Raw genomic sequence first — 11,047 nt, 5'->3', positions numbered from 1 at the left:
TCGAGGAGGGCCAGGAAGTCGAGGAAGGCGACCTGATCGTCGTCCTGGAAGCCATGAAGATGGAACAGCCCCTCAACGCCCACCGCTCCGGCACCATCAAGGGCCTCGCCGCCGAAGTCGGCGCCTCCATCACCTCCGGCGCCCCCATCTGCGAGATCAAGGACTGACCGGATGGAAACGGTGCACCGCGGGATGCGCGGCGAGGCGCCCGGCCGGCTGCGCGGGTGTGGGCGATGAGTGCCCCGGCGCTGTCGGTGCTGCTGTGCCTGGTGTCGGCGCTCTGCCATGCCGTGGCGGCGTTGCTCCAGGAGCGGGCCGCCGTCGGGGCTCCGCAGCCGGCCGTACGCACGGCTCTGCCCTCCGGGCTCTGCCGGGCGGCGCTCCCCCTGAACGGCGCCGGTGGACTCCTCCACGTGCTCGCCCCTCGCTGGGGCCCGCTGAACCTCGTACAGCCGCTGGGCGCTCTCACCATCGTGTTCGCCCTGCCCCTGGCCCCGCCGGGCCGGGGCCGCGGGGCCGGCCGGGCGGGGCGGGCCTCGTGGGCCGGGGCGGGGCTCGTGGCCGGCTCGCTGGCCGTGCCGACCGTGCTGGTCGACACCGGCCCCAGCGTCCCGCTGTCCGTCCGGGACCAGTCGCTGATCGCGGCCGGGGGCGCCGGCGTCGTCGCCCTGCTGGCCGGCGCCGGCCGGGGTGCGGTGGCCGGCGGGACGCGCCGCGGTGCTCGCCACGGCGGCCGGTGCGGCGTTCGGTGCGGCGTCGGTCCACGTCGAGGTGGTGATGGACGGCTGGCGAGTGTCGGCCGTGAGCACCCAGGCGGTGGGCCTGTGCCTGACGGCGGTCATGGCCGTGACGGGGCCGGCCGCGTCGCAGGCGTCGTACCGAGGTGCCGGTCCGGCGGTGCCGCTGGTGTCCATGACCCTGGTCAATCCGGTCGTCGCGTCCCTGATCGGGGTCGCCGTCATGGACGACGGCTTCCGCTACGGCGCGGCCGGCAGTCCGCCGGCTCTGGCCGGCCGGCGGACGGACCCCGCGGGCGCCGCTTCGAGGGCCGGCGCCCCCGACCCGATGCCGGCGGCGAAGGCGCCGCGCCGCGGGGCCTCCCGCGTGTCACGCGCTTCCCCCGGACGGCGCGTGTCGTGCCCGTCGCTTCATGGAAGAGAGACTCCCGATGTCACGAGAGGCCAGTCATGCCGGAAGAGCCCCTGCATCTCGCAGTGATCACCAGCAGTCCGCCGGAGAGCGGTTCCGGTCCCGTCGTCGCCCGATGGCTGACGGGACAGGCCGAACAGTTCGGTGTGTTCACCGTCGACGTGATCGACGCCGTCGAGGCCGATCTGCCGATGGTGGTCTCCCCGGCCCGCGCCGCGCAGGCGCGGGACCGGCTCGATGAGGTGGCCACCCGCATCGAGGCGGCGGACGCCTATGTGGTCGTCACCGCCGAGTACAACCACGGCTGCCCCGCCGCCCTGAAGAGCGTCATCGACTGGCACCCCACCCAGTGGCGCGGCAAGCCCGTCTCCTTCGTCTCCTACGGCGGCCGGTCCCGGGGGCTGCGGGCGGTGGAGCAGTTGCGGCAGATCTTCTCCGAACTCCACGTGGCGACCCTGCGGGACGGTGTCAGCTTCGCGGACGCGCGCAGCCACTTCGACGAGGACGGCAACCCGAGGGACGCCCCGGGCCTCGACGCGGCGGTGAAGACCATGCTCGGCCAGCTGGTGTGGTGGGCCGCCGCGCTCCAACAGGCACGCGGGCGACGCCCGTACACGCTGTGAGCGCGAAGGAGACGGTCATGGGACGTCGGGAGAGCCCGATCACGGAACGGGCGCAGGCCACGAGGACGTCCGGGGTCACGGACATCACCCTCGACGCGGGTGGCATCACCCTGTCGGGACTGCACATCGAGCCGCCCGGCCCGTCGCCGCGGGCGGTCGTGGTCGCCGTGCACGGCGGCGGCATGACGGCCGGCTACTTCGACGGGCAGGCGCATCCGAGCGTGTCGCTGCTGGGGCTGGGGGCGAGCCTCGGCTTCGCCGTGCTGAGCCTGGACCGTCCCGGTTACGGCGAGTCGGCCCGCGAGGTGCCGCACGGGCAGAGCCTCACCGAGCAGTCGGCCACCCTGCACGCGGCGCTCGACGACTACGCGCGGCGTTTCCCGACGGGGGCGGGATTCCTGCTGGTCGCGCACTCCTTCGGCGGCAAAGTGGCGTTGACGGCGGCCGCCGACGACGAGCGCAGCCGGATCATCGGCCTCGACATCTCGGGCTGCGGGCACCGCTACGCCACCGACTTCGGCCGGCCGCCCGGCATCCTGGCCCGCGAGTCCTGGAAGTGGCACTGGGGACCGCTGCGGCTCTACCCGCCCAACAGCTTCCGCTTCAGCCGGACTCTGCTGGCGCCCATGCCGCCGGTGGAGGAGCAGGAGCTGCGGCAGTGGTCGGAGTCCTTCCCGGGGGTCGCGGCACGGGTCCGGGCGCCGGTCCGGCTCACCTTCGCGGAGTACGAGAACTGGTGGCTGCACGACGCCGACGCACTGGCGGAGATGACCGCTCATCTGCGCGCCACCAGCGTCACGGTGCATCGCCAGCCGGACGCGGGCCACAACATCAGCCTCGGCTGGGCGGCCCGCTCCTACCACCTGCGCGTCCTGGCCTTCCTGGAGGAACTGCTGACGCGGCGCGGGCAGGCCGACGTATGAGACACCAGGAGACGGCCCGGCGGCCCGCCGGGCCGCTCCCCCGGTTCAAAGCCGTCGGCCGGTCCCTGTCGGTACGCAACTTCAGGCTCTACTTCACCGGCCAGCTCGTGTCGGTCATGGGCACCTGGATGATGATCGTCAGCCAGGACTGGCTGGTCCTCTCCCTGACCGACGACTCGGCCACGGCCCTCGGTCTCGTCACGGCCCTGCAGTTCGCACCCATGCTTCTCCTCTCCCTCTACGGCGGCCGGCTCGCCGACCGCCACGACAAACGCGTGCTTCTCGTCGCCGCCAACCTGGTCTCGGGGGCCCTGTCGTTGGCGCTGGCTCCCCTGGTGTTCACGGGCGCCGTGCGGGTATGGCACGTGTGCGCCCTGGCCTTCTGCCTCGGTGTCGTGGGCGCGATCGAGACGCCGGCCCGGATGTCCTTCGTGCAGGAGATGGTCGGCGCCGAGCTCCTCCCCAACGCCTCGGCGATGAGCGCCGCCTACTTCAATCTGGCGCGCGTCGTCGGTCCGGCGCTGGGCGGTCTCGCCATCACCTGGCTCGGCATCGGACCCGTGTCGGTGATCAACGCGTTCAGCTACCTGGCCACCGTGGCCGCACTGATGCTGATGCGCCCCTCGGAACTGCGGCGGGTCAGGAGCACCGCGCGCGACGGGCGTGCCGTCGACGCCCTGCGGTACGTGGGTTCGCGCCCCGACCTGCTGCTGCCGCTCCTCCTGGTCGCTCTGGTCTCCCTGTTCGGCCTGAACTTCCAGCTGACGCTGCCGCTGCTCGCCAAGACCGTCTTCCACGCCGACGCCGGGTCGTTCGGACTGTTCACCTCCGCCGTCGCCGCCGGATCGCTCCTCGGCGCCCTGGCCGGCTCGGGGCGTACCGCGCGTCCGCCGGCCCTTCTGGTGGCGGGCGCGGCCGTCGCCTTCGGTACGGCGGAGGCGCTGACCGGGCTCGCTCCCGGGCAGGGAACCGCCCTGGTGCTGCTGGCCGTCACCGGCTTCACCGCCCTGTACTTCACCCAGGCCGTCAACCACCGCCTCCAGCTCGGCTCGGATCCCGCCTACCGCGGCCGCATCCTGGCGCTCTACACCCTGCTGCTCCAGGGATCGACGCCCTTCGGCGCTCTCCTGACCGGCTGGGCCGCCGCCCGCCACGGCACGCGCGCGGCGCTCGTCGGCGGCGGTCTGATCTCCCTGGCCACCGGCCTAGCGGCCCTGGCCTTCCTCACCCTCCGCGCCTCCCGGCCGGCCGCCTCCATGTCTCCGGGTGGCCGGAAATGACCGGCCGCCGGAAGCGGAGCCCCGCCCTCCCGCGGGTGACGGCCGGGCTTCGCTCCGGTCACTCGGCCGCCGCGGGGAGCTGCGGTGCCGTCCCGGACATCCATATCGGCCGGACGGAGGTGCGGGAGAGTCGCCAGCCGTCGGCCGTGCGGCGCAGGTCCACGTCCCAGACACCGCCCACGGTGAACAGCGGGTCGAGGCCCTCACCGAGTCGGCTGAGTGTGGCCTGGTGGTGGATGTGTGTCATCAGGGAGTTCCACGAGGCCGTGGCGGTGTCGGCGTCGGCGTCGTCGCCCTCGATGAGGATGTCCGTGTTCATGTACTGGACGACGGCCCAGTCCTCCACGGCCTGCTGGGACTGGCGCACGGCGTCGGCGCCGACCGCGGTTCCGTGCGGGCTCTCCGCCTTCACGTCGTCGGTGAAGTATTCCTTGGACCAATCCCCTTCGAAACGGCGCTCATTGAGCGTGCGGAAAAACCGGCCGATGAGTACAGTGATGGCGAAATCATCAAGTTGAGTGGTCATGCCGTGCACACTGCCACTCCCGTCCGATACGCCGTCAAGTAGGTATTTGGTCAGCCAAATATCCAGGAGCGCTCGGAATCGGTAAGTCCGGCAAAGTAGTCTGTCGGTGTCGACCGACGACAAACGGAAGATGGACCGTCAGATCCGGGTGGGCGCAAGGTACTTGACCGGCACACTTACCGGCTCACCGACCGGTTTCTGGCGAGCGGACCGACAGCCGGGCCGTCCGGCCGGAAAAAGACGAACAGACAGCGAAGTGAAGGGAATTCATCATGCAGGTGCAGCACACCGACCGTATGTCGACCGCCGTGCGGGCGGCACGCGAACTCGCCGCCTCCCAGGGCAGTCCCGAATTGTTCACCATCCATCTGCTCACCGTGCTCAGCGCGCAGAACGATTCCACGTTCTCGGCCCTGCTGGTGGCGAACGACGTCGATCTGAAGGCGTTCCACGAATTCTCCGCCAACCGCAGCCGGCAGATGATTCCGCCGACGTCGCGGAAGTCCGCGGACGCCATCCGGCCGAGCCAGGAGCACGCGTCGCTGCTCGAGGACGCGGCCGCCGAGATGGCGGAGGCGGGCGACAGCCGCCTCGGCACCGAGCACCTGTTGCTGGCGGCGCTCAAGTACCGGCCCGGCAAGGGCGCCTGGGCCGTTTTCGGCCTCTCCTATCCTCCGGTCCGCAAGAGCCTGGACGCCATCAGGAAGAACACGGCGGCGTGACCTCGGGCATGTAGGGCGACGTGACCGTTGGTTTTCCGCCGGACGGAAGTCCTCTTGCCGGGGCGAAGGCCACCTCGTCAAGGTGTGTGGCGACACGTCGTCGACGAAGACGGGACCGGCCGATGCCTCATATGACTGCCTTCGCCAGGAACCACTGGTACGTCGCCGCCTACAGCCACGAGGTCGGGCGTGCGGAGCTGCTCGGGCGCACGGTTCTCGGGGAGCCGCTCGTCCTGTACCGGACGGAGGAGGACGGGACGCCCGTCGCACTGCACGACCGCTGTGTGCACCGCCGTTTCCCGCTGTCCGAGAGCCGCCTGGACGGGGACCGGATCGTATGCGGTTACCACGGCTTCACCTACGACACGACCGGCACCTGCGTGTATGTGCCGGGGCAGAAACGCGTCCCGCGCACCGCCCGCGTCGCCTCCTACCCGGTCGTCGAGCAGGACTCCCTGGTGTGGGTGTGGATCGGCGACCCGGCGCTCGCCGACCCGCAGGCCATTCCGCGGGCCCGGCACCTGGACTCCCCCGGCTGGACCACCGTCCGCGGCATGGAACCGATCGACGCCGACTACGGGCTGCTGGTCGACAATCTGCTGGACCTGTCCCATGAGACGTATCTGCACGGCGGTTACATCGGCACTCCCGAGGTCGCGGAGACACCGATCACCACCGAGGTGGACGAGGGCGCGGGCATCGTGCGGGTGAGCCGTCACATGGACGACGCCGAGTGCCCGCCGTTCTACGCCCGTTCGACCGGTATCGAGGGCCGCATCACCCGCTGGCAGGACATCGAGTACCACGCGCCCTGTCTGTATCTGCTGCACAGCCGCATCGCGCCCGTCGGTGTCCTGCCGGAGGCCGACGGAACCGACCCGAACGGCTTCCACACCGAGATCACCTACGCCATCACGCCGTCCTCGGACGGCAAGGTGTACGACTTCTGGATGGTCTCGCGGGACTGGGCGACGGACGACGACGAGGTCACCGAGTTCCTGCGGGGCAACAACCACACGGTCGTCATGCAGGACGTCGACGCGCTCAACCTCCTTCAGCGCACGCTCGGTTCGGAGCGATCGGGCTACCAGGAGCTGAGCATCAACATCGACACCGGCGGGCTCGCCGCCCGCCGGATCCTCGCCCGGCTGGTCGAGGAGGGCGCCAAGCCGGAGGAGCGGGTCAGGTGAGCAGCCCGACCGGCGAGGTCTACCGCATCGACTGGCTGCCGGGCACGGACGTCCTGCACGGCACCTGCCACTGCGGGGCCGAGCACGCCGCCCAGGACCCGGTGGAGATGTGGGAGTGGATGCTCGGCCACCCGGAGGGCCACCGGCCACCGGGCCGCGACGGAAACGCCGGAAACGCCGGAAACGGCGCAGGCAACGCAGGCAATGGAAACAACGGAAGCGCCGTATGACCACGGTCCACGAAACACACCTCGTCGTCGACGGTATGCGGTCCGTGGCCGACGGTGTACGGGCTCTCACCCTGCGCCACCCGCTGGGCGATCCCCTGCCCGCCTGGGAACCCGGCGCCCACGTCGACCTCCTCCTCGGCCCGGGGCTGGAGCGGCAGTACTCGCTGTGCGGTGACCCGGCGGACCGTTCCCTCTGGCGGGTCGCGGTGCTGCGGGAGCCGGGGGGCCGCGGTGGATCGGCCCATGTGCACGAGAAGTTGAGGGCGGGCGACACGGTGCGGGTGCGCGGCCCGCGCAACCACTTCGCGCTGCGGCCGGCCCCCCGCTACCGCTTCGTCGCGGGCGGCATCGGCATCACCCCCATCCTCCCGATGCTCGCGGCGGCCGAGGCGGCGGGCGCCGAATGGAGCCTCCTCTACGGCGGCCGTTCCCGTGCCTCGATGGCGTTCACCGAGGAACTGGCGCGGTACGGCGACCGGGTCACCCTCGCCCCGCAGGACGAGGCCGGGCTGCTCGACCTCGGCTCCGTGCTGGACGCGCTGCCCGAGGGGGCCCTGGTGTACTGCTGCGGTCCCGGTCCGCTGCTCGACGCGGTCGAGGCCCGCTGTCCGTCCGGTGCGCTGCACGTCGAGCGGTTCCAGGCGAAGGAGCAACAGGCGGGCGAGGACACCGAGTTCGAGGTCGAGCTGGCGCGCAGCAGCCGTACGCTGACCGTCACGCCGGGCGTGTCCGTGCTGGACACCGTGCGCGCCGCCGGGGTCGAGGTGCTGTACTCCTGCACCGAGGGGACCTGCGGCACCTGTGAGACCGACGTCCTCGACGGCGCCCCGGACCACCGGGACTCCGTGCTCACCGACGAGGAGCGGGAGGCCGGGGAGACGATGATGATCTGCGTGTCCCGCTGCCGGGGGAAGCGGCTCGTGCTGGACCTGTGAGCTGCGGAGCCGCGCGCAGATCCGCCTCGATCCGGGCCACCGCCGTGAGCAGGTGCGGCAGCAGGTCGCGGCGGACGGCGGCGAGGGTGGTGCGGCCGGCGTGGACGGCGATGTTCACGCCGGCCACCACCGCGCCGTCCCGGTCCCGCACCGGGGCGCCCACCGAGCGCAGTCCCTCCTCCAACTCCTGGTCCACCAGGGCGTATCCCTGGCGCCGTACCCGTCCCAGTTCCGCCCGCAGGGCCTCCGGTGTCACGAGGGTGCGGGCGGTCAGGGGGCACGGTTCCGTCCGGGCCAGCCGGGCGTCGAGCTCCTCCTCGGACAGGTGGGCGAGCATCACCCGGCCCACGGAGGTGACGTGTGCCGGAAAGCGGGTGCCGACCGTGATCGTCGCGGACATGATGCGGCGGGTCGGCACCCTGGCGACGTACACGATGTCGTCGCCGTCGAGGACGCACAGCGACGACGACTCCCCCGTCTCCGCGACGAGTTGCTCCAGGCGCGGCAGCGCGAGCTGAGGGAGTGTCAGTCCGGCGAGGTAGGCGTAGCCGAGTTCCAGGACGCGTGGGGTGAGCCGGAACAGGCGGCCGTCGCCTTGGACGTAACCGAGGTCGGCGAGGGTGAGCAGCAGCCGGCGGGCGGCGGCGCGGGTCAGGTCGCAGGCGCGGGCGACCTCGCTGAGGGTGCGCACCGGATGGTCGGCGTCGAAGGAGCGGATGACCGCGAGGCCCCGCTCGAAGGACCTCACGAAATGTGGTGCGCGGGCTTCGGCGGACATCACCAACCCCTAACTGTCAACAATTTCGTCAGCCAGAACGACCGGGCCCATTGACCGGGTCGATCGCGCGGCTCTACGTTCCCTGCACGCCAGTTGAGCACTACTGTGCGGTGTGCGCACAGCCTGTCGGAACCGTTTCACTCTGCACAGGGGGAGCCATGCGTCGTCTGCTCGCCGGTCTCGCGGCCGGAACCTTCCTGCTCGCCACGGCGGCCTGTGGCTCGTCCGACGACTCCGGTTCCCCGGGTTCCTCGGACAAGGGCACGTCGTCCGGAGGCACCACCACCGTCGAACTCGGGCTGATTCCCATCGTGGACGTCGCCCCCGTCTACCTCGGTGTCGAAAAGGGTTTCTACGCCAAGCACGGGCTGGAACTCTCGATCACGACCGCCCAGGGCGGTGCGGCGATCGTGCCGGGTGTCGTCAGCGGTCAGTTCCAGTTCGGCTTCAGCAACATGACCTCGCTGATGGTCGCCCAGTCCAACAACGTTCCCGTGAAGGCCGTTTCGAACGGCATCGCGTCGACGGGCGTGGCCGGCAAGGACTTCGGGGCCATCACGGTGAAGAAGGGCAGTGCGCTCAAGTCCGCGAAGGACCTCGAGGGCAAGAAGGTCGCCATCAACACCCTGAAGAACATCAACGAGACCGCGGTGCGCGCCTCCGTGCGCGAGGCGGGCGGCGACCCGGACAAGGTGACGTTCGTCGAGCTGCCCTTCGACCAGATGCCGGCCGCCCTCGACGGCGGGCGGATCGACGCCGCGATGGTGGTCGAACCCGCACTGGCCACCGTCAAGAGCCAGGGCGGGCAGGAGATCGTCTCGCCCTTCATCGACATCGCCCCGAACCTCACCATCGCCATGTACTTCACCTCCACTCGGTACGCGCAGCAGCACCCGGACGTGGTGAAGAAGTTCCAGCAGGCCACCGCCGAGTCCCTCGCCTACGCCGACGCGCACCCCGACGAGGTCCGTCAGATCGTCACCACGTACACCAAGATCCCGGCGGCGGTGCTGGAGCAGGTGACGCTGCCCAAGTGGCCGTCCGAGGCGAACCGCTCCTCCATCGAGGCACTGCGTCGACTCGGCTCGGACGACGGCCTGTTCAAGTCGGAGCCCGACCTGGACAAGCTGCTGCCGTGAGGGGCGAGAACGCCGTGCTCGGTGCGGCCGGGCTCGCGGCCTTCCTCGCCCTGGGCGAGGCGGCGCCGCGGCTCGGCCTGGTCAAGGAGGCCTACTTCCCGCCGACGAGCCGCATCGCCGACGCCCTCGCGGACGAGCTGTCCGACGGCGCGTTCTGGAGCGCGCTCGGCGACACACTGACCGGCTGGGCGCTGGGCCTGGCCATCGCGGTCGGCGCGGGCATCGTGGCCGGGGTGGCGCTCTCCGTCGTCCCGCATCTGCGCGAGGCGACGGCGTCCACGATCGAGTTCCTGCGCCCCATCCCCTCCGTCGCCCTGATCCCCCTGGCGGTCCTGCTGTACGGCACCGAACTGCGCTCGGTCCTGCTGCTGGTCGTCTACGCCTCCTTCTGGCAGGTGCTGATCCAGGTCCTGTACGGCGTGCAGGACGTCGACCCGGTCGCGGAGGAGACCGCCCGCTCCTACGGCCTCGGCCCCTGGGCGCGGGTGCGGCACGTGCTGTGGCCGACCGCGCTGCCGTACGTCATGACGGGGGTGCGGCTCGCGGCGGCGGTCGCGCTGATCCTGGCCGTCACCGCCGAACTCGTCATCGGTGCCCCGGGGCTGGGCTCGCGGATCGCCGTCGCGCAGACCTCGCAGGCGGTGCCCGAGATGTACGCGCTGATCGTGGTCGCGGGGCTGCTCGGCCTGCTGATCAACGTCGGCGCCCGGACGGTGGAGCGGCGGGCGCTGGCCTGGCACCAGTCGGTGCGCGGGGAGGTGGCGGTGTGAGGCGCCTGCTGCTGCGGCTGGGACACACGGTGGCGCTGCCGGCCGTACTGGTCGCCGTGTGGTGGCTGGCGTCCGACGACAGCACCGACGTGTACTGGCCTCCCCTGCGGACCATCCTGGAGACGTTCCCCGACGTGTGGACGGGCGACCGGCTGCGCGCGGACGTGCTGCCGAGCGTGCTGCGGCTCACCGGCGGCTATGCGCTGGCCGCCGTCGCCGGGATCGCGCTGGGCACGCTCATCGGCTCCTACCGGCGGGTGCGGGCGGTGTGCGAGCCGGTCCTGGAGTTCCTGCGGGCGGTGCCACCACCCGTGCTGGTGCCGGTGATCATGCTGTTCGCGGGCATCGGCGACACCATGAAGATCGTCGTCATCGCGGCGGGCTGCGTCTGGCCGGTGCTGCTCAACACGGTCGAGGGCGTACGGGCGGTGGACCCGGTGATGGCGGAGACGGCCCGCTCCTACGGCGTCGCGGGCGTCGCCCGGCTCCGGTACCTGGTGCTGCCCTCGGCGAGTCCGCAGATCTTCGCGGGCCTGCGCCAGGCGCTGTCCGTCGGGATCATCCTGATGGTCATCAGCGAGATGTTCGCCGCCAGCAACGGACTGGGCTTCACCATCGTCCAGTTCCAGCGCGGCTTCGCCATCCCCGACATGTGGACCGGGATCCTCGTGCTCGGCCTGCTGGGCTTCTTCCTGTCGGTCCTCTTCCAGCTTCTCGAGCGGCGGGTGCTCGGCTGGTACCACGGTCTGCGCGCCTCCACCCGGCGGTCCCGGTGACGGCCT

13 protein-coding genes are annotated in these 11,047 nt (G+C 71.2%); 11 read left to right on the top strand and 2 right to left on the bottom strand.

Annotated features, from left to right (window positions below; all coding sequences use genetic code 11):
- From ACFWJX_RS38735 to ACFWJX_RS38720, 4 genes are all read left to right on the top strand, one after another.
- Positions 1 to 167 (top strand): acetyl-CoA carboxylase biotin carboxyl carrier protein subunit (locus tag ACFWJX_RS38735; RefSeq protein WP_383251508.1); only part of this gene is annotated, 167 nt, incomplete at its 5' end.
- 1,020 nt (positions 168 to 1,187) lie between these two features.
- The gene (locus ACFWJX_RS38730; RefSeq protein ID WP_094102737.1) at positions 1,188 to 1,772 is read left to right on the top strand and encodes an NADPH-dependent FMN reductase; all 585 of its coding nucleotides are present in this window, start codon (positions 1,188 to 1,190) and stop codon (positions 1,770 to 1,772) included.
- Between the two features lie 17 nt (positions 1,773 to 1,789).
- Positions 1,790 to 2,695: an alpha/beta hydrolase gene (locus ACFWJX_RS38725; RefSeq protein WP_383251498.1), complete on the top strand. Its 906-nt coding sequence runs from the start codon at positions 1,790 to 1,792 to the stop codon at positions 2,693 to 2,695.
- A complete protein-coding gene (locus ACFWJX_RS38720) occupies positions 2,692 to 3,975 on the top strand; it encodes an MFS transporter (RefSeq protein ID WP_383251496.1) in 1,284 nt (427 codons plus the stop codon). Before ACFWJX_RS38725 ends, ACFWJX_RS38720 begins: the two co-directional genes overlap by 4 nt.
- A gap of 58 nt (positions 3,976 to 4,033) precedes the next feature.
- On the opposite strand, the gene ACFWJX_RS38715 is transcribed toward ACFWJX_RS38720, so the two are convergent.
- On the bottom strand, positions 4,034 to 4,501 hold the full coding sequence (locus ACFWJX_RS38715) for a nuclear transport factor 2 family protein (protein ID WP_383251494.1): 468 nt from the start codon (positions 4,499 to 4,501) through the stop codon (positions 4,034 to 4,036).
- Positions 4,502 to 4,773: 272 nt separating this feature from the next.
- Between ACFWJX_RS38715 and ACFWJX_RS38710 the strand changes: the two genes are divergently transcribed.
- The 4 genes from ACFWJX_RS38710 to ACFWJX_RS38695 all read left to right on the top strand — a co-directional run bounded on the left by ACFWJX_RS38710 (position 4,774) and on the right by ACFWJX_RS38695 (position 7,578).
- Positions 4,774 to 5,223 (top strand): Clp protease N-terminal domain-containing protein, encoded by a 450-nt coding sequence (locus tag ACFWJX_RS38710; RefSeq protein WP_383251492.1) that lies wholly within the window; start codon positions 4,774 to 4,776, stop codon positions 5,221 to 5,223.
- A 122-nt stretch (positions 5,224 to 5,345) separates the two neighbouring features.
- Positions 5,346 to 6,413 carry a Rieske 2Fe-2S domain-containing protein gene (locus ACFWJX_RS38705; protein ID WP_383251490.1) on the top strand — a complete coding sequence of 356 codons (1,068 nt, stop codon included), beginning with the start codon at positions 5,346 to 5,348 and terminating at the stop codon, positions 6,411 to 6,413.
- Positions 6,410 to 6,643, top strand: coding sequence for a hypothetical protein (locus ACFWJX_RS38700; RefSeq protein WP_383251488.1), 234 nt, complete (start codon positions 6,410 to 6,412; stop codon positions 6,641 to 6,643). Before ACFWJX_RS38705 ends, ACFWJX_RS38700 begins: the two co-directional genes overlap by 4 nt.
- Entirely contained in the window at positions 6,640 to 7,578 is a 939-nt protein-coding gene (locus tag ACFWJX_RS38695; RefSeq protein WP_383251486.1) for a PDR/VanB family oxidoreductase, read from the top strand. The genes ACFWJX_RS38700 and ACFWJX_RS38695 overlap by 4 nt, the downstream gene beginning before the upstream one ends.
- On the opposite strand, the gene ACFWJX_RS38690 is transcribed toward ACFWJX_RS38695, so the two are convergent.
- On the bottom strand, positions 7,493 to 8,356 hold the full coding sequence (locus tag ACFWJX_RS38690) for an IclR family transcriptional regulator C-terminal domain-containing protein (protein WP_383251483.1): 864 nt from the start codon (positions 8,354 to 8,356) through the stop codon (positions 7,493 to 7,495). The genes ACFWJX_RS38695 and ACFWJX_RS38690 overlap by 86 nt on opposite strands.
- Before the next feature lie 158 nt (positions 8,357 to 8,514).
- Here ACFWJX_RS38690 and ACFWJX_RS38685 point away from each other — a divergent pair, with 158 nt between their 5' ends.
- Genes ACFWJX_RS38685 through ACFWJX_RS38675 form a run of 3 tightly spaced genes read left to right on the top strand, consistent with a single transcriptional unit; the run spans position 8,515 to position 11,041 of the window.
- Positions 8,515 to 9,495, top strand: a complete 981-nt coding sequence (locus ACFWJX_RS38685) for an ABC transporter substrate-binding protein (protein ID WP_383251481.1) — start codon at positions 8,515 to 8,517, stop codon at positions 9,493 to 9,495.
- Positions 9,492 to 10,265, top strand: a complete 774-nt coding sequence (locus tag ACFWJX_RS38680; RefSeq protein WP_383251479.1) for an ABC transporter permease — start codon at positions 9,492 to 9,494, stop codon at positions 10,263 to 10,265. The genes ACFWJX_RS38685 and ACFWJX_RS38680 overlap by 4 nt, the downstream gene beginning before the upstream one ends.
- A complete protein-coding gene (locus ACFWJX_RS38675) occupies positions 10,262 to 11,041 on the top strand; it encodes an ABC transporter permease (protein WP_383251477.1) in 780 nt (259 codons plus the stop codon). The genes ACFWJX_RS38680 and ACFWJX_RS38675 overlap by 4 nt, the downstream gene beginning before the upstream one ends.
- Positions 11,042 to 11,047 lie beyond the last annotated feature (6 nt).

The organism is Streptomyces sp. NPDC058335 (assembly GCF_042723915.1).
Classification (GTDB): Bacteria; Actinomycetota; Actinomycetes; order Streptomycetales; family Streptomycetaceae; genus Streptomyces.
Note: the sequence above shows the minus strand (reverse complement) of the source record. Positions and strands in the feature narration are given on the sequence as shown.